This window comes from Undibacterium umbellatum (genome assembly GCF_014284125.1).
GTDB lineage: Bacteria > Pseudomonadota > Gammaproteobacteria > Burkholderiales > Burkholderiaceae_D > Undibacterium > Undibacterium umbellatum.
Genome location: NZ_JACOFX010000002.1, coordinates 325724 through 350242, shown reverse-complemented (window position 1 = coordinate 350242; position 24519 = coordinate 325724). Strand labels below are relative to the sequence as shown.

At 50.1% G+C, this 24519-nt stretch carries 17 protein-coding genes; 5 read left to right on the top strand and 12 right to left on the bottom strand.

Translation table 11 applies throughout. The annotated features are described in order from the left end of the window. The first annotated feature begins 31 nt into the window (after positions 1-31). From H8L47_RS06005 to H8L47_RS05985, 5 genes are all read left to right on the top strand, one after another. A complete protein-coding gene (locus tag H8L47_RS06005; RefSeq protein WP_230413610.1) occupies positions 32-2827 on the top strand; it encodes an alpha-1,6-glucosidase domain-containing protein in 2796 nt (931 codons plus the stop codon). 326 nt (positions 2828-3153) lie between these two features. Next, a complete protein-coding gene (locus H8L47_RS06000) occupies positions 3154-3825 on the top strand; it encodes an energy transducer TonB (RefSeq protein ID WP_186952314.1) in 672 nt (223 codons plus the stop codon). A 126-nt stretch (positions 3826-3951) separates the two neighbouring features. Then, a complete protein-coding gene (locus H8L47_RS05995; protein ID WP_186952313.1) occupies positions 3952-4833 on the top strand; it encodes a MotA/TolQ/ExbB proton channel family protein in 882 nt (293 codons plus the stop codon). A 194-nt stretch (positions 4834-5027) separates the two neighbouring features. After that, entirely contained in the window at positions 5028-5462 is a 435-nt protein-coding gene (locus tag H8L47_RS05990) for an ExbD/TolR family protein (protein ID WP_186952311.1), read from the top strand. A 14-nt stretch (positions 5463-5476) separates the two neighbouring features. Further along, positions 5477-5905 carry an ExbD/TolR family protein gene (locus tag H8L47_RS05985; protein WP_186952309.1) on the top strand — a complete coding sequence of 143 codons (429 nt, stop codon included), beginning with the start codon at positions 5477-5479 and terminating at the stop codon, positions 5903-5905. Between the two features lie 82 nt (positions 5906-5987). Here H8L47_RS05985 and gloA2 read toward each other — a convergent pair whose 3' ends face one another. The 12 genes from gloA2 to ubiT form a co-directional block, all read right to left on the bottom strand. Beyond that, on the bottom strand, positions 5988-6377 hold the full coding sequence (gene gloA2, locus H8L47_RS05980) for an SMU1112c/YaeR family gloxylase I-like metalloprotein (protein ID WP_186952307.1): 390 nt from the start codon (positions 6375-6377) through the stop codon (positions 5988-5990). A 20-nt stretch (positions 6378-6397) separates the two neighbouring features. Further along, positions 6398-7234, bottom strand: coding sequence for a branched-chain amino acid aminotransferase (locus H8L47_RS05975; protein ID WP_186952305.1), 837 nt, complete (start codon positions 7232-7234; stop codon positions 6398-6400). 93 nt (positions 7235-7327) lie between these two features. Next, the gene (locus H8L47_RS05970) at positions 7328-8152 is read right to left on the bottom strand and encodes a DUF6348 family protein (RefSeq protein ID WP_222616426.1); all 825 of its coding nucleotides are present in this window, start codon (positions 8150-8152) and stop codon (positions 7328-7330) included. A gap of 640 nt (positions 8153-8792) precedes the next feature. Then, positions 8793-10679, bottom strand: a complete 1887-nt coding sequence (locus H8L47_RS05965; protein ID WP_186952302.1) for a glucokinase — start codon at positions 10677-10679, stop codon at positions 8793-8795. Positions 10680-10826: 147 nt separating this feature from the next. Further along, on the bottom strand, positions 10827-13250 hold the full coding sequence (locus H8L47_RS05960; protein WP_186952301.1) for a glycoside hydrolase family 31 protein: 2424 nt from the start codon (positions 13248-13250) through the stop codon (positions 10827-10829). Positions 13251-13281: 31 nt separating this feature from the next. Further along, positions 13282-14958 (bottom strand): alpha-amylase family glycosyl hydrolase, encoded by a 1677-nt coding sequence (locus tag H8L47_RS05955; protein ID WP_186952300.1) that lies wholly within the window; start codon positions 14956-14958, stop codon positions 13282-13284. Positions 14959-14983: 25 nt separating this feature from the next. Then, positions 14984-16348, bottom strand: coding sequence for an MFS transporter (locus tag H8L47_RS05950; protein WP_186952299.1), 1365 nt, complete (start codon positions 16346-16348; stop codon positions 14984-14986). Between the two features lie 364 nt (positions 16349-16712). Next, positions 16713-17912 (bottom strand): cation:proton antiporter, encoded by a 1200-nt coding sequence (locus H8L47_RS05945; RefSeq protein WP_408057686.1) that lies wholly within the window; start codon positions 17910-17912, stop codon positions 16713-16715. 95 nt (positions 17913-18007) lie between these two features. Then, positions 18008-19516 carry a tryptophan halogenase family protein gene (locus H8L47_RS05940; RefSeq protein WP_186952297.1) on the bottom strand — a complete coding sequence of 503 codons (1509 nt, stop codon included), beginning with the start codon at positions 19514-19516 and terminating at the stop codon, positions 18008-18010. 67 nt (positions 19517-19583) lie between these two features. Beyond that, positions 19584-22382, bottom strand: a complete 2799-nt coding sequence (locus H8L47_RS05935; RefSeq protein WP_186952296.1) for a TonB-dependent receptor — start codon at positions 22380-22382, stop codon at positions 19584-19586. Between the two features lie 467 nt (positions 22383-22849). Beyond that, positions 22850-23995 (bottom strand): NnrS family protein, encoded by a 1146-nt coding sequence (locus tag H8L47_RS05930; protein ID WP_186952295.1) that lies wholly within the window; start codon positions 23993-23995, stop codon positions 22850-22852. Between the two features lie 67 nt (positions 23996-24062). Then, the gene (gene ubiT / locus H8L47_RS30210; protein ID WP_186952294.1) at positions 24063-24503 is read right to left on the bottom strand and encodes a ubiquinone anaerobic biosynthesis accessory factor UbiT; all 441 of its coding nucleotides are present in this window, start codon (positions 24501-24503) and stop codon (positions 24063-24065) included. Between the last annotated feature and the right edge of the window lie 16 nt (positions 24504-24519).

Genomic DNA, 24519 nt, shown 5'->3' with positions numbered 1-24519 from the left:
CTTGACTACTTGTTTTACTCAGGAGACTGTTTTGCTTTTCAAACAAGCTATTACACATGCAAGTAGCAGTGGCGGCTTTTTGCTTGTGTGCGCCCTGATGACTTATGCCATGCAGGCAAATGCCAGCGATGAGTCGGCCACCACCATTGCAGCATGCAATGCGGGGCAATTCGAGACAACATTGACTGCATCAGCGATGGTGACGAAAGAAGCTCGCGCTTATTGGCTATCAAGTAAGTTGATACGCTGGCCAGGCATGGCAACTGGAAGCAAGGTCAAACTCTATACATCCAGAACCGGGCAGCTCAAACTCAGTAAAGGTAGCAAACCACTGGGCTTTGACGAAGCCATTATGCTGACCGAGTCAAACATACCTGCGGACAGCAGTATTGCAAAACGCTTTGCCTACACTGGATCTGACAAAGCATATGAACTTGCAAATAGCGGCTTGAAACAATTACGGTCATTGCAGCAAGCACAAGTCATGATCGCCACAGAAGACGAAGACGGTCAGATTATTGATTACACCAGCCTGCAAGTAGCTGGTGCGCTGGACGATTTGTATAAGGCAGCCAGCAGCCTGAATGATTATGGCGCGAATCTCGGCAAAGCAGCGGCTACCAAAACAGCTCAGACGCAATTCAGGGTGTGGGCACCCACGGCACAGCGAATCTCAGTTTGCCTGTATCCGGATGGCAAGGCCAAGTCCAATGCAATCCTGGCTATGCAATTTGATGAGAGCACAGGGACATGGCACACCAGCGATAAGTCTGATTTGTCGAACAAGTATTACACTTACCTCGTCGATGTATATATTCCTGGCCAGGGCCTGGTGCGCAATCGCGTCACAGATCCTTACTCCATCAGTCTGACCACTGACTCAATGCGCAGTTATATTGCAGATCTGTCGTCAAGCAAGTTAAAACCTAGCGGATGGGATGCGCAAAAACTGAATCCTAAAGTGAAAAATCAGACTGACATGCAAGTCTATGAATTGCATGTGCGTGACTTTTCCATTAATGACACCACGGTAAAGCCGGCCTGGCGTGGCAAATACCTTGCTTTTACCGAAGCGGGCACTAAGGGCATGAAGCATTTGCAAGCACTGAGCGCGGCTGGCATGACGGACATTCATTTGCTGCCCGTCTTTGACTTTGCTACCGTATCTGAAGCCAAGTGCGAGACTCCCGCCATCAAAGGCAAAGCAGATAGTGCAGAACAACAAAAACTGGCGACGCAGTATGCCGACAAGGATTGCTATAACTGGGGCTATGAGCCCTATCACTACAACGCGCCCGAGGGTAGTTATGCCACCGATGCCAGCGATGGTGCCAAACGCATCATCGAATTCAGAAAAATGGTCATGGCTTTGCAGAATGCAGGCCTGCGCGTGGGCATGGATGTGGTTTACAACCACACCGCTGGGGCAGGGCAAACTCAGTACTCGGTGCTGGACCGTATTGTCCCTGGCTATTATCAGCGACTGAACCAGTTGGGGCAGATAGAACGCTCCACCTGTTGTGACAACACGGCCACAGAAAACAGCATGATGGCCAAGCTGATGAGTGACTCGGTACTCTTGTGGACAAAGCAATACAAAATTGATTCTTTCCGCTTTGACCTGATGGGGCATCAGCCCAGACAGATAATGGAAGAAATGCAAGCCAGACTTTTGCAAGAAACCGGTCGCCAGATTCAGTTCCTGGGTGAAGGCTGGAATTTTGGAGAGATCGCCGATGGTAAGCGCTTTGTCCAGGCTTCACAATTATCACTCAATGGCAGCGGTATAGGAAGTTTTAGCGACCGCGCCCGTGATGCTATACGTGGTGGCGGCCATGGCGATGCAGGTGCTGGCATAGTCAAAAACCAGGGTTATCTCAATGGCCTCATCCACATGCCAAATGCATTAGCAGATAAAGCCCGCCCCAAACAAGATCTGTTACGTGCGGCAGACATGCTTAGAGTAGGCCTGGCAGGTTCATTGCGACAATTCCGCATGCAAGGCTTTGACGACCAAAGCAAGCAACTGCAAGAAATCGATTATGCCGGCCAAGCCGCAGGCTATGTCAGCCAGCCTGGTGAAGTCGTCAATTATGTAGAGAATCACGACAACCAAACTCTATTCGATATCAATGCCTATCGCCTTCCTGCTGAAACCAGCAGTGCTGATCGCGCCCGAATTCAGGCATTGGCACTGGCAACAACTGCGTTCAGCCAGGGAGTAGCCTATTACCATGCAGGCGTTGACATCCTCCGCTCCAAATCCATGGATGGCAATAGTTTCAATTCTGGAGACTGGTTCAACCGCCTTGACTGGAGCTATAGCGACAATTACTTTGGCACTGGCTTGCCACCAGAAAAAGATAATGCACAGTTCTATCCTTATATCAAAACCGCACTAAACAATCCAAACATCAAACCCACAAAGCAGGATATTAAGTTCAGTCGTGACCAGTTCCGTGATTTATTGAAAATCAGGTCCAGCTCCAGCTTGTTCAGAATGTCCACTTTGGACGAAATCGCGCAGCGCCTGCACTTTTACAATACAGGTTCAACACAAAATCCCTTGCTGATTGTGGCGCATTTGGATGGCAAGCAAATGCCCGGTGCAAACTTTTCATCCATCATGTATTTCATCAATGCCAGTCAGCAAACCCAAATTCTGGATCGCATCAAACCAGGCCAGACGCCGTATGTACTCCATCCCGTGCACAGAGCCTCTGGAGCAGCGGATCAGCGCGTCGCCAAAGAGGCGAAATATGACAGCAATAGCGGCAGATTCACCATTCCAGCCCTGAGTGCTGTGGTTTTTGTTGGGCATGAGTAAAAACCGGGCAATGATGACCTGTTTTAGGGCAAATCTGTAGGTGAGTTAAAGGCCAGGCAGATACATAAAACATGGTTCAATTTTTGCTTATTGTTTCGATTACTACATTGACTGCCATGGAAGAATTTTGAGTCATCAAATCGAAAAAAAATATGTCCTTATGGGCAATACCTGCCTACAAACTAGGCACTTCAATTTATTTTGAGAAGGAACACATATGTTTGCTACAAAAAATATGAAAAGTTTTCAGCTCAGAATCGTAAATTTTTCATCAACAGCGGTTATTATTATCGCCTTCATATTCTAAGATCGAGGAGACAGCCGGAATGGATTTTTCAAATCGCCAGCAAGAGCCGGGGAAGAAGTTTATAGGTATAGGGCTGGTAATCGCATTTCACTTACTGGTGGTATATGCACTGGTATCAGGATTGGCTCGCAAGGCCATGGAAGTGGTGATCAAGCCAGCAGAAGTCAAGCTGGTGGAAGAGGTGAAGCCACCACCACCGCCGCCAGATACACCGCCACCGCCGCCACCAAAGCTGCTGGCCCCACCGCCACCGTTCATTCCGCCACCGGAAGTCCAGGTACAACAGCCGGTACAACAGCAGCCGACGATCGCCGCCGTATCGAATGTCAAGCCAGAGAATCCGACATTCGCCAAGACCCAGGCACCTCCTGCTCCTGTAGCAGAAGCCAAGCCTACAGGTCCAGTGACTGTACCAGGCGTGATCGACTTCAATGTGGGTGGTTGCAAACCGGAATATCCGCGTGCGTCACTGCGTAACGAAGAAACTGGTACCGTGCAATTATCAGTACTGATCGGTGCAGATGGCTCGGTAGCCGATGTCAAGATCGACAAATCCAGTGGCTTCCGAGGTCTCGACAATGCGGTGAAGTCCCAATTGATGTCAGGTTCCTGCAAAAACAAACCAGGTACCGTGGATGGCAAACCACAACAGACATGGACTAAAGTCCAGTATGTTTGGAAGTTAGAGTAGTCGAAACCTGCGCAGGCTACTTGGCGGCACAAAACAAGTTTAATGAAAAAATTAAATCTTAAAACAGCAGTAAATAAAACAGCAGTAAGCAATACCAACCTTATTTTGTTAAAAGGAAGCACCTCAATGAAAACCCGTTTCTCCGCATTCCTGGCTGCAACACTCCTGGCTTTGACAGCCGCCGTTGCCGTCGCTCCTGCCTCCGCTCAAGGTCCAGCTTCTGCTGCCGCCCCTGCTCCAGCCGCTCCTGCTGCTGAAGCTGCCGCCGCTCCAGCTGCCCCCGCCGATGCTGGCGCTCCCGCAGTTGCCCCAGCAGCAGCCAAAGAAGTGATAGAAAATCCATACGGCCTCGACGCCCTCTGGAAAACAGGTGACTTCGTTGCCAAAGGCACACTCATCATCATGGTCATCATGTCCATGGGTAGCTGGTACATCCTCATCACCAAAATCATCGACCAGGTCAAACTGTCCGGCCAGGCAACAGATGCCCGTACCAAGTTCTGGAAAGCAGCCTCCGTACAAGCCGGTGCCGCTTCCCTGAAAGAAGGCAGCCCATTCCGCTTCATCGCTGACTCTGGCATCAAAGCCACAGAACACCATGAAGGTGCTTTGCTGGAACAAATCGATTTGAACACCTGGGTATCCATGTCCATCCAGCGCGCTGTGGAAAAAGTCCAAAGCCGCCTGCAAGACGGCCTGGCATTCCTGGCAACAGTTGGTTCCACAGCACCGTTCGTAGGTCTGTTCGGTACAGTATGGGGTATCTACCATGCGCTGACAGCCATCGGTATGTCCGGTCAGGCATCGATCGACAAAGTAGCGGGCCCTGTTGGTGAAGCGCTGATCATGACCGCGATTGGTCTGGCTGTGGCTGTTCCTGCCGTTCTGGGTTACAACTTCCTGGTACGCCGCAACAAGAGCGCCATGGAAGAAGTCCGTGCTTTTTCCGCTGACCTGCATTCTGTAGTTCTGTCCGGCAACATGGGCAAGACAGCTGCCAAGAAGTAATTGGCAATAACTGATTAAAACCCGAAGACCCTTAACCACAGAGGCACAGAGACACAGAGAAAAACCACAGAGAAAATCCGGGAGGTGACTTGCAAGCGATGGCGAACAAGGTCCTTTCCGCCTTCCTCTGTGTCTCTTTGCCTCTGTGTTGAGTGGTCTAAAGGGTCTTCGTGAAATCTGAAAGAGAACACATTATGGCAATGGCAATTGGCAATGATGGTGATGGCGAAGACGAAGTCAACAGCACCATCAACACCACCCCGCTGGTAGACGTCATGCTGGTTTTGCTGATCATCTTCCTGATCACCACCCCGGTGATTACAGACACGATCAAGCTCAAGCTGCCGGCAGAGCACAACCAGATTTACAAAACCAAACCGGAAAACATCACCTTGTCGATCAACAAGGATGGTGATCTGTACTGGAACGGCAGTACCAAGCCGCTCGGCAGCACAGATGCCCTGTTTGAACGACTCAAGGTAGAAGCAGTCAAGGTCCCGCAACCGGAGTTGCATATCCGTGGAGACCAGAATGCCCGTTATGAGTTTGTCGGCAAGAGCATTTTGACAGCCCAGCGTGCAGGTATCGCCAAGGTCGGCTTCGTTATTGAACCGCCAGCGCGGAACTAAGTAAAGGAATCATTATGGGTATGCAAATAGGTTCCGGCAGCGCGTCTGCTGATCCAGAAGTAATGATAGAAATGAACATGACGCCTTTGATTGACGTCATGCTGGTGTTGATCATCATGTTGATTATCACGATTCCTATTCAGAATCATGCAGTGAATCTGAATATGCCACAGGGGCCGTCGAATCCGCCAAAAAATGAACCAGTGGTAGTGAATATCGATGTGGACTTCGATGGCACTGTTTCTTGGAATGGTGTGGCAGTTAACCCAGCTGAGCTGGATGTTAAACTGGCAGCAGCTGCAGCACAGCCTGATCAGCCAGAAATACATCTGCGCCCTGTGGCTGTCGTACCTTACAAATCTGTAGCAGCAGTGATGGCGGCAGCACAGCGCCTCAATGTCACCAAGATTGGTATGGTTGGCAATGAACAGTTCTTGAAATAAGCAAGATCATTTCATCATGAATAAAAAGGCCAGGGACGTATCTTTCCCTGGCCTTTTTATTGATTCAAATTATCCGAATTTATTAGCGCATTGCCTCATACAATTCCAATGGCAAGCCATCAGGGTCAGCAAAAAAGACAAAGTGTTGCCCAGTCAATTCATCCATCCTGATATCCTCCACCTCTAGCCCCTGGGCTTCCAGTATGGTTTTGCAAGCGGACACATCATCAACTTCAAATGCCAGATGACGCAAACCTTGGGCTTCAGGTCGAGATACCCTTGGCGGCGCATCAGGAAATGAAAATAATTCTATTTGCGAACCATCTGGCAAGGCCAGATCGAGCTTGTAGGAAACTCTTTCTGCTCTATAGGTTTCTGCAATAACGCTCAAGCCCAGAATCCGGGTATAGAAATCCTTCGATGTCCGATAATCAGAGCAAATAATTGCAGCATGATGTATGCGCTTCAGCATCAATTTATTGTCAGTCTGAATCAGGTATTTTGCATGAATTGCAAATACAAATCACGGGCGCGTGTCGCTACCACACCTATAGGCAATTCGCGGCTTTCGTATCTGGTGCAAGGCGTTACCTTGGCAAAATTGCCTGTATTGAAAATCTCTTTGGCCGCCAATAATTCTTCCGGTTTTACAGTGCGCTCGGAAACTTGTTTACCATCATCCTTGAGCAAACCGATCACGCGCGCCCTGGTGATGCCCGACAAGAAACTGCCGTTTGCCATAGGCGTGACGATTTCATCATCTGCCGTCACAAAGAAGAGATTGGCCGTGGCAAATTCAGCCACATTGCCGTGCATATCACAAACCACACCATTGTCGAAACCACGTTCTTTGGCTTCGCGCAGAGCCCTGGTGGAATTTGGATACAAGCACGACGCCTTGGCATCGGTAGGTGCCATGGAAGGATCGGGACGACGCAGGCTGGACAGGCAGGCAGAGAAGCCGGTAAATGCTGGCATGGGCGCATCAAATAAAGTCAACGCAAAACCAGTAGTTGATGGCTCAGGGATCAGCAAACCATCAGTGCCAAACACCAGCGGGCGTATATACAGTTCAGCATCTGCTGGGAACAGTGCTATGCCTTCGCGGCACAGCGCTTCCAGCTCATCGACATTGTAAGGGCATTGCAAACCCAGACGCTGAGCCGACTGTATGACGCGGGCCAGATGCAAACGCAGATCCGGTGTCAGGCCGCGAATGGAGCGCGCACCATCAAACACTGAGGAACCCAGCCAGACAGCATTATCCATGGCACCAAACAGTGGCGTATTGCCTTCACTCCATTGTCCCTTGAAGTAGCTACGGTACATAATATTCCTCACTCATTGATAATAAATTGGCGACGTATCGCGAATGGTAATTTCAAATGTATCACATTCAACATTTCAGCAAACGAAACCAGATCAAGGCTGCGCCTGATTGACACTATGCTTGCCAGTCCTGATGACCACATATTGCTTGCGGAATTCCAGCCCACGCTGTGGCCATTTTTCTGCATACTGCTTCAGGTGTTCAACTGCAGGCAAGAAATCTTCGCCATTGACGCGACAATCAGCAGCCAGCTTGCCCTCATTGTCGCGCGATGCAAACAGTCGTATGCCGATGAAATCGCTGGTCTGCAACAGATCATGAAATGCAGGCATGCTTTCTGTGAACAAGCAGCAGGGGCAAAATGGATGCTCTTCTTTTTTCTTGGGTGCTGGCAGGCTGGCCAGATGGGCGACCGGACCAAGTATCACCTGGCGAAAACTCTTGCCCTCTTCCGTCTCTGCGCTGGTGTTCATTTCTATGACTGTGCAATTCAGCGGCTGCTCGCGGGTAGCATCCAGCAGCACCAATAAATCCATCTTTGCCCAGGTACGCAAACCCTCAAGTATGGCTTCTGATTCAGTCGCCCCCATGGCATGCTGGTACTCACTTAATCCTTGCGGGAAGTAGCCAGCATGGCAGGCATAGATGCGTGTGCAAGTGCGGAATTTATCTTCAGCGAGCGTGACCGTTTCCACCCTTTCCACTGCCAGCAACAAGCCATCTTCCAGGGCAAGGTAATTGTCATGCCATCTCAGCTTGATTTCTTCTGCCGTCAATACTTCAAACAGGGCCAGGGTTAATTCCGCATCGATATTCAAATTCGCAAATACGGGGCGCGCTGACTCTGCTACAGGACTGGCGCTAAATTTATCCCTAAAGTTCTTGAAGGCATTAGCTATGGATGTGGTGACGGGCATGGAAGCTGAACGTGAATATGAAAACAGACCTGCATTGTAACAAGAAGGCTGAGGGATCAAGGCAATTGCATTCATTGCAAACATTTACGCCTTGATGGCATTGATCAGTTTACGCGCTGCTTTTTCATAGTCTTACTGGGCTTGCGTCTCCATTATTTGTGTGTGGGGGCTGTTACATCATCACAGAGCTTACTAACTGCGAAACCTTGAAGCGGTACAGCACATATGCAAGCAAGTCCTGCTACCAGCATTTCTAGATCAACAGCATGTACGTACGCTGGATTGCAGCATTCTAACTGACCAGGTTCGTTTCCATGTTCTGTATGTCAAACCCAGTTATCCTGCGCTTGGCATAGCCAAAGCCTAGCTGGAGCAATTACATGCAGAATGTCCTGAGCTGGAAGCTATTCGCAACAAAGATCCAGAATGCGTTAACATGCAGCGAGGCTGCCATAGCTGTTGCCGCAAAGTACCTGTCAAAATCTTACTGCGATTCCGTGATCGGGGCTCATGTACCGCTCAAAAGGCTCGTGTATAAATTACCTTCCGCTTTTTGCACTGCGCTTAAGTTACCTCGAATATTACCATAAGGCAACTAACGCACTCTCGCTACTAATTCTAAACAGGCTACAAAACACAATCAACTATCCAGATGCGAAATCAGCAAATTACTGAAACGCGATAATTCCTTGCGCTTGATGTCAGTACCAGCCCCGTCGGTGTCAGGCGCATCGACTGACAAACCTACTGCGATAATATCGATCAGCAATAATTGCAGGATGCGTGAAATCATGGAAAGGAAGGTAGCATTGTCTTCTGTATGATTCACTGCCAGACAAACCGTCGCCTTTTTGGCCAATGGTGACTGGTTAGGCGTAATCGCGATCACATCTGCCCCGGCCAGGCGGGCAGCATCAACCGCTTTCAGCAATTCTGGCAATTTGCCGGAGTTGGATACGACGATAACAACATCACCCGGATTCAGCAATTCTGCTGCCATGGAAAACAAATGCGCATCACCATAGGACGCTGTAGGAATGCGGAAGCGGAAGAATTTATGCTGGCCATCCAGTGCCACGGCACGTGAATTGCCCATGGCATAAAACTCAACCTTGTTCGCCTTGCGTAACAGCGCAATAGCCTGGTCGAGCGAGCGCACATCCAGCTGGTCACGGAAATTCAGGATAGCTGACACAGTATTATCGATGACCTTGGCACTCAGGTCATGCGTGCTGTCGCTCATGCGTACCTGGCTGTGGCGTACAGGAATGGTGCCGGTCAGGCTGCTGGCAAACTTGAGTTTGAAGTCAGCCAAACCGAGAAAGCCCAGAGAACGGCAAAAACGGATGACAGTAGGCTGGCTGACATCAGCCAGGCGGGCAATTTCTGCAATGGCTTCATTCAATACCGTGCGCGGGTTTTCCAGCACCAGGGTAGCGACACGGCGCTCTGCCGGTGTCAGCTCTGCCTGGATTTGCTGTATGCGGTCCATCAGTGAGCTGTCGCCACTACGGCCTCGCAAGTGTTCAGACAAAATTGCCGACACACCATAAAACGCCGGGTTGGGTGTCGTAATCACAAAGGTGGGAATCTGTGCCAGATAACTGGTGAAACGCCCCTTGGCTTCAAAGCGTGTGCGGAAGGCTGAAGTGGCGAAATAATCGCCCATCAACGGAACAATGCCACCGCCTATATAGATACCACCAAAAGCACCCAGAGTCACAGCCAGGTTGGCACTGAAACTGCCCAGCATGCCGCAAAAGCATTCCAGGGTTTCCAGGCATAGTGCGTCAGCCTCAGCTTCAGTTTTCAGTGCGCCACGCATGATGTCTTGCGCTGGCAGGGCTTTGACTTTCTTGTTATTTCTATCGGCCAGGGCGCGGTAAATCAACTCCATACCGGGGCCAGAAATCAGACGCTCGGTAGAGACATGCGGCCATTCTTTCCAGGCGAATTGCAGGATGGCATATTCACGCTCATCCACAGGCGCAAAATTGACATGACCGCCTTCACTGCCAAGAGTGACAAAGCCATCAGAGGTAGGGATCAGGCCAGACACACCCAGACCCGTACCAGGCCCCAATACACCGATAACGGATTTGGGCACTGGTGTACCACCACCCACCTGCATCAGGTCTTTGGCCTGCAAACCCGGCAAGGACATGGCCAGAGCAGTAAAGTCATTGACGATGAGCAGCGTGTAGAGACCAAATTCACGACGTACATCTTCGATGGAAAATGCCCAGTCGCGATTGGTCATCCTGACCTGGTCACCGTCGATAGGATTGGCGAGTGCAAACGCCGCATGATGGACTTTGCTGGCAGGCACAGTAGACAGATAAGCGCGCAGCAGGGCGATGATGTCGGTGTATTCATCACACTTCAAGACCTTGACGGATTCAAACACACCCGGTGAAGACTCAAGTGTAAAGCGCGCATGGGTTGCGCCTATATCCGCCAACAAGCGCGGGCCGCTGGAAAAGCCTGCCGCGTTACCATGTTCTACCAGTGCGTGTTCTGTCGTCATGCTGTCTTCATATATACGGTTTGCTGCCTATTGTCTTACAGAGAATACAATCCCGCAATTTACCACAAACACCCTGAAAATCATGTCCAAAATCAGTGGTTGCCGTAGCAAGCAGTCTGCATCAAGCTCTAAACGGGCATGACAATATCATTTACCTAACTTTATTGATAGCTCTGCCTTGCTGTTTTTCAGCCAGTGCACATCAATATGCAGCTGCTTTTTGGACTCATCCCAGTTAAAAGCGATTGCTTTCCCCTGCAGGCTTACTGATACTGGCTTGCTGGGAATATGATGAATATGCAATGCGATATCCCTGTCCACCGCCTCAGCACTCTTGCCAGTTTCTGTTCGCAGACTGATTTTCAATGCCGTGGCATTTGCCTGGCTGCTGAAATGCATGAGGGTATAAGCCCCCTTCTCATAGGCATTCGCAGTCTCGCCATCATCGTCATACAGCTTGCCCGCTGATTTCTTGATAGCAGCATCATGGTAGTAATGCAGTTCCATTTTTTTTGTTGAATAGTCGCGGGTATTCTGGACCAGTGGGCTCATAGGGACAAAAGCGCCAGCACGCACAAACACCGGGATATGGTCTTGCTCCACACTTACTGTGTCAGTCGTACCACCCTGATGTTGCTGACCAGTGTAAAAATCAAACCAGGTACTACCTGCCGGGAAATACACACTGGCTTCTTTTTCTCCTGCTTTCATGACAGGATGAACGAGAAAACTATCACCCCACAAATAAGTGTCAGCCACAGTTTGCAATTTCTGATTTTGTGGTTCTGCATAAAACAGCGGGCGCATGAAAGGCAGGCCACGCTGGTTATTCTCAAATGCCAGGGTATAGTTATACGGCAGCATGCGGTAACGCAGCTCTATCGCTGCCTTGGCCAGGGCCCTGGTCTTGGCTTCACGCAAGACCGGTTCAGAAGCCACTTCCTCTTGCGCATGCGGGCGGAAGACAGGCTGGAACACGCCATACTGCAACCAGCGTGCATACAACTCATCATCCAGATTGGCACCGGCAAAACCGCCCAGGTCAGAATGCATATAGGCCATGCCCTGCATGCCCATCTGCAAGGCTATCTCAGGTTGCGAGCGCAATCCCCCCCAGGTGCGATTGACATCACCCGACCACGGTATCATGCCCAGCCTTTGTGAACCTGAATAACCAGAGCGCATGAGGATGAAAGGTCGCTGATTGGGATAATCCTTCTTGTAGCCATCAGCAATCAGCCTGGCCCATTGATGACCATAGATATTATGCAATTCATTGGCACTACCGGTCTTGTGTTGCAAGGCAGGTGGATGGACTTCCGGCTCCCCCAGATCACCCCACCAGCCGGCAACGCCCATGTTTTTCAAGTCTTTATAAATACTCCAGAACCAGTCTTGCGCTGGTGGATTGAAGATATCGATGAGGCTAGTGTTCCCAAAATAAAAATCATAGGTAAACGGTTTTCCCTGTTTGTCGGTCGCCAGAATATTCTTATCGACTGCCTCTTGCCATTTTTTTGAAGTCGTCAAAATAAAAGGCTCTGTGATCAGGATAGTCTTGATACCTTGCTGTGCAAAGTCAGCAATCATGCCCTTGGGATTGGGGAAGCTGTCTTTATCAAACTCCAGATTACCCATGGTGCCCTTGATATCCTTGCCAAACCAATAGAGGTCAAAGATGATGGCATCGACAGGAATTTTTTCAGCGCGAAATTTATCGAGTATGCTGCGCGCTTCTGCTTCATTGTGATAACCAAATCGACTGGCGAAATTACCAAAAGTCCAGCGCGGTGGCAAAGGCTGGCGTCCGGTCAGGCTGGTGTAATTGCTGACGATGTCGGCCCAGCTGTCACCTGCGATGACCTGGTAAGTTTTGCGCCCGCTGATGGTTTCATAAGCCAGCACATTGTTTCTCTTGCTGTCGAGATCAAGCTGGCCTATTGCCGCATTATCAAAATGCAGGCCATACATCTTCGATGAAAATACCAGCGGCATGGCAAAGTTCATTTGCTCTGAACGCTCTTCATAGCCATAGTGTGCCTTGTTATACAAAGGCAGGCGATTGCCACGACGGTTCATACCCAGTGCACGGGCACCGCCACCATACAAAGCTTCATCTGCATCCAGATTAAAATCCAGCACGTCTGCATCCCTGGTCTTGCTATAACCATTTTTTTCTGACAGCAAAGGCTTGCCCTTGTAGGCATAGGCAATTTGAAACGGTGATTTGCTGATGCTGACAGTGATGTCACCGGCAAGGTATAGCATGCTGCTAGCCGTCTCTTTGAAACTCGTCTTGACGCGCGCAGGTGACAGGACGACAGCATGCGAAGCTTGGTTGAATTTTTCAGCAACAGGAATAAAACTGGTTTCCAAGATCTTGTCGCTGTACGGCTTCAGGATATAGCGACCATCATTGGTCTTGATTTCCAGATAATCGGCCTGCTGGGCTACTGACACAATAGTGCGCGCAGAATTTTGTGCATGCGCGGTAGTCGGCATTGACATAGTCGTCAATGACAGGATTGCAGCAGCAAAGATATTCAGTTTGACTATGGATGTTTTTTTCATGTGTCTCTAATTAATTTTTTGTCAGAGCGTGCTAAGGCGCAATCAGTATCGTGCTCAAGCCGCTATTGAATTGCACCTTGCCATTGACGACTGTGGCTATCTTTCCAGAGTAATAGTCACGCAATTTTTGTCCGTCGGCAAAAACACCTGCGACGCTGATGGCAGGATCGCTATTCGCCGGGATATCCAGTGCAATCACTACTTTATCGCTGATACCGTTCTTGTCATACGTACGCTTGAAAGTATAAGGTTGGTCCGCCAGTTTTTCATGCAGGCCTGCGCCTATGGCAGGATGGTCATGCCGGAACAAACCCAGGCGACTCCAGTGCTGGCGGACATCAGCAATGCGGTAGCCATCACGGCTGATATTTTTTGCGAGTTCGTCCCAGTTCATGAAAGAACGCAAGGTCGCATCGCCTTGTGCACCTGCTACATTCAGTAAACGTGCAGTTTCATCGCCATAATAAATTTGCGCCGCACCGGGACTCAGCAAAAGTTTATTGGCAGATTCAAATGGTTTTTGGCGCAAGAGATCAAATGGCCCGCCGTCATCGTGCGAGCTGATGTAATTGAGCACGGAATATCCAGCCAAAGGCCCATGCAAACGCGTAGCATAATCACTGAACAAGGCTTCATAAGTCTTGTTGGCATCTGACTTGAAACCAAAATTAATGAGACTGTCAAAACCGTTCTGGTAAAAATTGACCGTCTGGTCGCCCCCCATGTCAAAGCCCTGACCGTGAGCGAGTGCATAGTTATACACTTCACCAGTCATGAAGAAAGCCTGCTTGCCCAGTTTCTTTTTGGGGTTGGCCTGCTTCCAGTATTCATAAGCGGTACTGGCAAGGCCATGCAACTCTTTCCAGATTTCTGGCTCTGTATGTTTGGCGGTATCGGCGCGGAAGCCATCGACACCGTATTTTTTCACCCAGTCCACATGCCATTTCATGAGGTAGTAGCGTGGAGCACGTGGCAAGCCTGTGCGCTGAAAAAAATCATCCAGCTCTTTGATTTCCTTGTCGTAACGCCCTTCTGCCTTCCACTTTTCTACCAGCAGTGGCGGCAAGCTGACTGCGGCTTTGCTGTCTGTACGTATGTCCGGCAGGTTTTTGACCAGGGTGCAACTGACGGTGGTTTCAGTATCCTTATAAGTACAGGTGGGCGATGTTCTGACCCATTCATCTGGCCAGACCAGGTCTTGTTCCGTCACTGGCCCCAAATGGTTCATGACCACGTCCAGCAAGACACGCATGCCATGTGCATGCGCGGTATCGACAAACTCCCGCATGTCAGCTTCTGTGCCCAGATTGGCATCGATACGTGTAAAGTCCTTGGCCCAGTATCCATGAAAGCCATAGGACTTGCCCGTGCCTTCGTCCGTACCCGCATGGATTTGCTCGACCGGCGGCGTCAACCAGATGACATCGACACCAAGGTCTTTGAAATAACCAGACTTGATCTTCGCCGTAATGCCAGCCAGGTCACCGCCAGCATAGCCGCGCAAAGCTGCGGCATCATTTTTGCGGCCATAGGCAAGATCGTTTTTATGGTTGGCGTTATGAAAGCGGTCTGTCAGTAAAAAATAGACAGTGGCGTTTTCCCATAAAAATGGCTGGGTTGTTTTTAGCTTGGGTGCAGCCAGCGACATGGAAACGCAGGACGTAGCCAGCAATGCTGCCAGCCCCAGTCTGATTGCTTTTGCTTGCATGAGAAAACTCCGTCGAAATCGAGGATTAAACTGCGGCAGCATTAGCTGCTGTCTTGTCCATGCCAGATGCAACTTCGACAGCTTCATCCTTGACCAGCAAAGTCAACAAGCCAGCCAGTATCATGCAAGCCCCACCCAGCATCAACACCTTGACGGACTGATTATCAAAGAAATGCTTCAATATCGCACCGAGCACGACACCGGCAATGATCTGCGGTATCACCACAAAGAAATTGAACAGGCCCATGTAATAACCCATGCGGTTCGCTGGCAAAGCCCCTGCCAGAATTGCGTAAGGCATGGTCAGTACACTGGCCCATGCTATGCCCACGCCCACCATGGGCAAGAGCAGCATTTGCTTCGATGAAATCAGGAAGATACTCATGAGGCTGACACCACCTATGACCAGGCAGAGCATGTGCACAAATTTACGGCTAGTCACCTTCGCCAGCACGGGCAACAAGAAAGCAGCCAATGCAGAGACGCCACCATACACCGCGAACATGATGCCTACCCAGTTACCACCTTCCTGAAAAGCTGCGGACTGTGCATCGCTGCTATGAAAGACCGTTTGTGCAATCGAAGGCGTGGTATAGACCCACATGGCAAACAAGGCGACCCAGGTAAAGAATTGCACCAGCGCCAGTTGCACCATGGTTTTAGGCATTTTGGTGAAGCCGCCAAGAATCTCTGATACGGCCTTGCCTATGCCCTGGTTATTTTTACGTTCCAGTTTGAATTTTTCCAGGTCCTCCGGAGGTATTTCCTTGCTGGTGAAGACTGTCCACATGACAGACAAGGCAAATATGGCGCCGCCAAAATAAAAGGAATAACGCACAGTGTCGGGAATAGCGCCATTCACAGGCACATTGCTGACACCCAGGTAATCGGTAAATATCGTCGGTAACAATGAGGCAATCACGCCACCACAACCAATAAAGAAGGTCTGCATGGCAAAGCCAGCAGTTTGTTGCGAGACATCAAGCTTGTCGCCGACAAAGGCGCGGAAAGGTTCCATGGAAATATTGATGGCGCTGTCCATCATCCACAACACCGCTATCGCCATCCACAAGACGCTGGAATTTGGCATGAGGAACATGGCAATCGATGCCAGTACCGCACCGATGAAAAAGAAAGGACGACGACGCCCCCAGAAAGGGTGCCAGGTATTGTCACTCAGGTAGCCAATGACGGGTTGCACCAGCAATCCAGTGATGGGTGCCGCCAGCCAGAACAGGGCCAGCTCATCCGGGTTAGCACCCAGGGTAGAAAAGATGCGGCTGGTATTGGTGTTTTGCAGCGCAAAGCCAAACTGTATGCCAAAGAAACCGAAACTCATATTCCACAACTGCCAGAACGACAGACGTGGTTTGTATGCAGATACTTGCATGGTGTTTTGTCCCCAAATTTATTATGAACTACTTGTTGCGGTACTACTTATCGGCAGAAAACAACTTCCCAACGAAGTCACCATACTAAGAATGCCCGAATTTTGAAATACTACCACAGCAAAATGTAATCAAACTACATAATTTTTTGTGGCGACTACAGAAATTTACAATCAGATTTTTAAATGAAATTTAACAGAGGAAATCTACTTGAACAATAAATAACTGTAGCAATACTACCCTTTATTTCATATAAATTTTAGCAATTATCCAGACCTTTGCACGCATACAAACCAAAAACAAAATGCCCACCACTTTCCATAAAGTAGAGGGCATTCCAATCTTTAGACGCAAACACACGAAATCTTATTTACTCCTGAAGATCAACTCCTTCATTTTTTGTAATTTCGGATACACCACAGGCACAGTCAGCATGGTGCTGGCAACAGCCATCAGCAACATCGCGGTAAAGGTTTCACTGGTGATGATGCTTTTATCCAGCAGGATATTGACGAAGATAATCATGATCAGCGCCTTGGTTTGCAATAGCCAGCCTATGATGGATGCCTCGCCTTTTTCCCATTTGAGTATCTTGCCAGCCACCTGTATGCCTATCAGCTTGCCTGAGACAGACGCGACCAGCAGTACGGCAGCAACAATGAATACCGCAGCGCCGCCCACGGCCCAGTTGGTACGCAAACCCGTGCTCAGGAAAAACACTGGCATGATGGCCAGCAGAACATGGTGGCGCATGAGATCCATTTTTTCCTGGTTGAACCAGTGGGCATCCATGACAGCACCTGCCAGGAAAGCGCCCACCATATAATGCAGGCCAGCCCAGTCAGCCGCGAAGGCACAGGCTGCCAGCCAGATCAGGCCCACATACCAGCGGTCACGCTCTTCCAGCCAGACCATGAGTTTACGGAACAAGACCGTGGCAACCGCAAACACCACTAAAAAGCCGACTTGGCGCCCCATTCTGGTCCAGTCCAGCAAGATCACGGCCAGCACACCCCAGATGGCAATGTCGTCAAGACTGGCGTAACGCAATATGCGCTGGCCTATGGGTTGGCGCAGGATATCGAGTTTTTCCATCAACAGGATCAGGATGGGCAAGGCAGTGACGGCGCAAGCCATCCCCACGCCAAGCACAAATTGCCAGCTCAGGGCCTTGGCTCCCATCCAGCCATCCATACTCAGCAGACCCATACCAGCTACGCAACCAAACAGCAAAGGCATACCTAAAGCCAGGCCAGCGGTAATGGTGCTTTCGCGGCGATATTCCCAGGCCTTCTTCAAGTCCAGTTCTATTCCGGCAATCATGACAAAAATCATGACGGCCCACCACGCGATGCCATTCAATGACTGTATCACCTGGGGATTAAAGACAAATTTGTAGTAGTCAGGATAAATCGCACCCAGGACACCAGGCCCCAGCAAAATACCAGTGATAATTTGCACTACTACCAGTGGTGCATAATAGTCAGTTTTACCTACCCGCCAGATCAGGTAAGGCAGCGTAAAAATCACAAACATCGCGATCAGGAAAATCTCGGTAGTGCTCATACCAGTATGCATAATTTATATTCTTTTGAGTTTATTTTTTATGCGCCACTGCTGCTGGAACCTGACAGTGGCACCTCCCCCCACTCATTATTGACTCAGCTTCTGGCCTTGCAATGCTGGGCAATATAGGCAGCATGTCCTGGCATGATGGCCACGCATTTCTGCACTACCTCACGCACACCATCGAGATATTCCATGGTGTCCGCTCCGGTCTGCAAATTTACCAGAGGATGAAGGCGTTCAGGAATTAAATTTTGTCCCTCAAAAACCTGCAACCAGGCCACCTCGGTAAACAATTCATTGTCGACGCGCAGCAAGCGGCCACTGGCGCGGAATAAATCGATTTTATGTTGCAGGCTGTCTGGCACTGGCATGGCTGCACAGGCTTTCCAGAAATCAGAATCATCGCGCTGATTGAGCTTGTAATGCAGTATCACAAAGTCGCGGATGCGCTCATATTCAAAGCGCGACTGGCGATTGTATTCTGCGATATCGACAGCATTGAAACTCTGGTCAGGGAAGAAGTCGATCAGCCGTGCAATGGCCGATTGTATGAGGTGGATACTGGTTGATTCCAGTGGCTCGAGAAAACCGCTGGACAAACCTATCGCCACCACATTCTTGTTCCAGGTTTTATTGCGCATGCCGGTCTTGAACTTGATGACGCGTGGATCAGCCAGCGGCTTGCCATCGAGATTTGATAATAATACCGACGCCGCCTCATCATCACTGACATACTGGCTGCAATACACATGACCATTGCCTATGCGATGTTGCAGGGGAATACGCCACTGCCAGCCTGCACGGTGGGCAGTGGCACGGGTATATGGCAGCAGTTCTGGTGCAGATTCACAAGGCACGGCTTGCGCCCTGTCACAAGGCAGCCAGTGCGACCAGTCTTCATAACCAGTGTGCAAGGTCTGCTCTATCAGCAAACCACGAAAGCCTGAGCAATCGATGAATAAATCACCCTCTATGCGGTCACCATTTTCCAGAATGATGGCATCGACAAAGCCGTCCGCCTCGCGCTGGCTGACTGAAACGATTTTGCCCTCTGTACGCATAGCACCGCGCGACTCTGCTATCTTGCGCAGGTAACGCGCATACAGACTGGCATCGAAATGATAGGCGTGGGCAATCTGGTGCAAGGGTGAGTTGGGCATATCCTGCCGCGCTGGCATGAATTTATTGGCTTTGCCCATCATGCGGGTAATTGAATAGGCAGCCAGATTATCAGCCTTGCCGAGCTTGCGCATGTGCTGCCAGTACTGGTCAAAGCGCAGGCTGCCAAAATCCTGGCCTATCGTGCCAAAGCCATGCATGTAACGATCACCCTGCTTACCCCAGTTGACGAATTCTATAGCCAGCTTGAACGTACCCTGGGTCTCGCGCAGGAATTCATTTTCATCGATACCGACAACCTGATTGAATCTTTGTATCATCGGTATGGTGGCCTCACCTACACCAACAATACCAATTTCATCCGACTCCACCACACGTATCTCATACTGCCCTTCCAATACGGTAGCCAGTGCTGTTGCGGTCATCCAGCCTGCCGTACCACCACCGACGATAACGATGTTTTTTATAGTTGTATTTTGCATTGTGTCCCCTCCATAAAAAAAAAACCCCTGTGGGTCAAAGACCGACAGGGGTTTTTTATGTGCTTGCTTAGAACTTGTAGTTCACGCCGAACAGATAAGTCCTGCCATAAACGATCTTATCAGTAACGACGCTAGGATCAGTGTTGTATTGCTGGAATGGTGCATTATTCCAGTTATTCGCTTGTGCCAGTATCGACAAACCTTTCAGGTAACCCGTCTGGAATTCATACGACAATTGCAGGTCAACGATGGTTTCACCCTTGATGAAAGTCAGTTGTTGATTATCCTGGAAGTCGCTGATCTGACCCAGGAAGTCCGAACGCTTGCGTCCGGCAATTGCCACCTGGAAGCCATTCTTTTCATAGTACAAACGCAAGTTGCTGACGCGCTTGGACAAGCCTGGCAAAGGTATGGTTTCCGCACTGACATTGGATGTACCGAAGCCAAATGCGGGCAAGGTAATCTGGCTCGATGTATCCGAGTGATTCACCATGACACCAAAACCATCCAGCACAGGCGTGATCAGTGAGAAAGGAATATTCAGGGCAACTTCAAAGCCGTGGATATTGCCACCATTACCGTTTTGTGGCGTGGTCAGCAAACCTATTGTAGAACCCTTGTACGGACCACTCGCTGGCAAAGGTGTCGTCGCACTGACGAAAGGTTTAAAGTCAAAAGTACGCGGCGCACGGTAGATATAGGTATCAAGTTGCTTATAGAAACCGGCAACACTGAAATAGCCCTTCTTGCCGAAATATTTCTCGTATGACAGATCGAAAGCCTTGGCACTGAAAGGTTTCAGTTCTGGATTGCCGCCACTACCACCAAGAATAGGGAAAGGACCGCTGGTTTTTACGCCGAATTCCTGGCTGGCGCGCAGATCATCCATGTTTGCACGCGACAAGACTTTTGCCATGCCAACCCGCAAGAACTGCTCTTTACCCAGGCTAAAAGAAACATTCAGGCTAGGCAAAAAATCAGAATAAGTCTTACCACCAGAGACTGTGGTAAATGGACAGCTTTCTACCGTAATACCTGTGCACTTGGCCAGGTCAACCTGATTACCAGTAGAGCGCTGATTGGTATGAATGAATTGACCGCCAAAATTACCGCGATAATTCAGCCCCAGCAATTGTCCATCCAGATCACCCATGGCATAAGCTGTTGTGACTTTTTCATTCACAGCCCAGTCCTTGGCCAGCACAGACGCATCTACCCAGCGTGCCAGTTCATAAATCGGACCCAAAGAACCATCGGGATCAAATGAGGCGACTGGCAAACCAACTGTGCCAGCTATCGAGGTGGCACTACCAGGCATGGTTGCTGCAGCATAACCACCGCCACCCTTGACGACCAGGCGACCTTCCTGACCAGTACGAGATTTTTCACGGTCTGTGTAATTAAAGCCGAATTGTGCTGCCACGACAGGACCAAAATTCACATCGCGCTTGGCAATCAAACGTATGCTACTGACCTTGTCATTGATATCAGGAAGCGCAACATAACCCGCCTGAGGAGAGTTAGGACCACCGCCCCAGCCATCAACGTCAGTCAGTTTGGCAACTGCACGATCAGCATAATTCAGGCTGGTCGTATATTTGACATCAGAGAAATTGCCGCCGTTAAACCCAGTGTATGAGATAGAACCCAATGAAGCTGCATCACCAGGCTGACCCGCCGTGGTTTCATAGCGCTTGCTATGTTTGATGGCTTTCGAATAAGACAGATCAGCTATCGCAGTCCACTCATCGAGCTTCAATTCATTATTCCAGCCCAGGGATGTCAGCTTGTCATCGGCGCTTTCCTTGTGATTGCGCACGACACCCTTGTAGTTGCTGAAGGTGCCCGAAGTAGCGACGCCATTGACGATGGTTGCGTTAGTCAACACGCCATTGGGGTCGTAACCACCGGCGGAACCGGCAACGGCACCTTCCAGGCCCGTTTTCTTGAGACTGTTGGTACCAGCAGAATAGAAGACATCGACTGCTGACTTGAAGTTTTTATTTGGTTTGTATTGCAAAGTCAGCGATGCACCATCGCGATTGCTTTTACTGGTTTCAGTATCTGCCTTGAAGCCACCCGGCGCCTTGACCATAGCACCGTTGTAATCTACATCTGGTGTCCAGCCGCCCCAGGAATCAAATTTTTGCTGGCCGCCGCCATCTTCCTTGAACTTGGTCAAACCAAGGGAAATACCGATAGTACGGTTGGCAAACTGGTCTACATAAGAGAAAGATGCACGGTCGCCTGAGCCCTCTTCGGAGCCTGATTTTACGCCAGTGCGTTGCTTGCGATAACTGGCTGCAAGTACACGTTTACCAAAATCAAGAGGCTTGAGCGTATTCAGATCGATCGTTGCTGCCAGCCCCTGACCAACCAGCGCTGCATCTGGTGTCTTGTAGATCAACACAGAACCCATCAGCTCAGCCGGAAAAAGGTCGAACTCAGGGCTGCGGGCATTACCCGTAGAAGCCTGTTCACGACCATTCAGTAAGGAGCCATTGAAACTGGGGGACAAGCCACGCACGCTGACATCTGCGGCCTTGCCGGATGAGCGACTGCGCTGTGCCGTGACACCTGGCAACCTTGCGATTGATTCTGCCACGCTAGCATCGGGCAATTTGCCGATGTCTTCAGCAGAGATTGCCTCGACGATGGAATTGGAATTTTTCTTGATCGAGATGGCTTCTTCTATACCCTTGCGTATGCCTGTCACGACCACGGTATTCTCTGCTGCCTGTTGTGCCATGGCGATGTCAGTCATACCAAATATCAACACCGCACATCCAGCCGCAACCGGGCTTAACTTAAAAGAAAAACGGTGCAGAGCGTCGCCCTGCCGACGCTTTTGCGTAGCTTGTTTCATGTAATGTCCCCTCACACTATTATTTGACCTGCACTCTTCGAGCTGTCAGACCGCACACCCCAACACTAGCCTGACAATCAGAACCCAACGTTCCGAAATGAATTTTGTACTAAAACTAGATTCCATGTCAAACGAAGACTACAAAAAACTACAAAGAAAATGCACGCACCATATAAGACCACTATAGCGAACCGCCTGGAATGCACCAGAATGTGTTGCGAACGCCCCACAAGAGAACAAAAACTTAATGTAGTTAGACTACTTTATGTAATTGAACTACTTACAAAACAATAAGAGATTGAGACGAAAAAAATGCTCGCAAGAGCGAGCATGTGGGTATTGCAGCAGGGACAGGGCTGAAACAGTCCGTCAAGTGCAGGGGCTGTCAGCAGAGTGATGGCTTAAAGAATCGCTTTCAAAAAATCCAATAAAGTATCGAACATGCAAATTGCATCCGGGGTTTTCCCTCATCCAGCCTTACCGTCTGCCCTGGCCCGCAGATAGGCCGGTAACATTTGCGCAGTCCAGATAAGCAACAATGCCAGCCAGATACTGGAAGACAGCTGGAGTATCTGTGGAATGACAAACAGGCTGGCCATCACCCTGAGCAAAGCGGCAATATGCAAACCCAGGTAGAGCCCCCACAACAGATTATTCGCCTGTAAAGCGCGGCCACTATGGCCAAAGGTGACGCGACTGACAAAGCCCACCAGCATGGTGCCCATAAACCCCAGGCCCAAAGCATGAACCGCCGCCGAACCTATGGGCGCGCCCAGTGCCGTCGCTGCCTGCAAGGCAAACACCACCGTCAACCAGGCGAAAGACAAGTGCAGCATGGCCAGCAAGCGATTTTGCAAACTGCGCAACAAACCCCAACGCCAGGATGTATAGGCAAAACTCAGGCTCATCAGACCAGCCACGACGGCTTGTACGAGTAACAGATTCAGGCATGCAGTCAGGGCCAGCAAAGCTGAACCACCCAACCACACGTACAGCAGCCGATATGGGCGCCAGACCACATAGTCTTGCAAGACATTGCTGGTAAAGAAAGGCAGCATGCGATGGCATACCGTTAAAAATACTGGCAATAAAAATCCAAAAAATGCCAGTTCACGCCCGACCTGCCAGGTCTCTTGCATACCCAGGCTCCACAGCAAACTGGCAACCAGGGCCAGCGCGCCACCCGTCATGGCAAATAGCAAGGCGATGGGATGTATCTTGTCGTCCACCTTGCTCATGCGCACCAGTGCAGCCCAGCGCCAGGTGACCGCCAGCCAGGCACTCAACATGAAAGCAAAGCCGGATGAACGCAAGGGGTGCCAACCCAGAGCCGAGGCCAGCAGCACCAGTGCCACGCCCATGAAGTAAGTCACACCATGCAAAAGGAAATAGTGGTCTGGCACATCCAGCCCCAGCCAGCGTGGCCCGGCAGTAAATGTAAAACCCAGTATGAATAAGGGGAATACACCCAGGGGCATCACCAGTGCGTGCAAAGCGATGGTTTGCATTTGCTGTGCCTGCACTTGCCACCACCACCAAGAAAATAGCAAAGCCACGGCAAGCGCGCCAAGAAAAAAATACAATCGGTGGGGCGCGAGGGCAAGACGTTTCATACTCAACTCCTGTTTTTTTAGAACGTGTTGCAATCCATCTGTTGCCAGATGCATCAGACCACATTAATCAGCCTGTATTGATGTGTCGTGCAAATCCCGCCAGCCAGGCTGGTTTTTCGCTGGCGTCTATCCAGTATTTGACGGCGATACCAAGTTCAGTGTCGCCTTCCATTTTCAGGCGGCGGCGAAAAAACAGAGTGTCCGCATCTTCCATGCCAGAGGCCAGTTGAATAAAGTCCAGTGCGGATGCTGATAGCGTCACATCACTGACACTGCCATTGCTGGCAGCCCTGAACCTGCCTTGCTGGCAGCTAAAGCATAGTTTCAAGCCCAGGTCTTCTATCAACATGGTGAAAGATTTTCCATACAGGGATTCTGGCGCGACCAGGTACTCGCGCCTGCGCGCAAATTCCAGCATCAGCATTAAAGGGGCGCTGGCTAGCGGCCCTGGTAACAGGCCGCCAATTTTTGCGCATGTTGATGGGAAGCGGAAATTAGTTATTTGCATGTGGAGTTCCATTCAT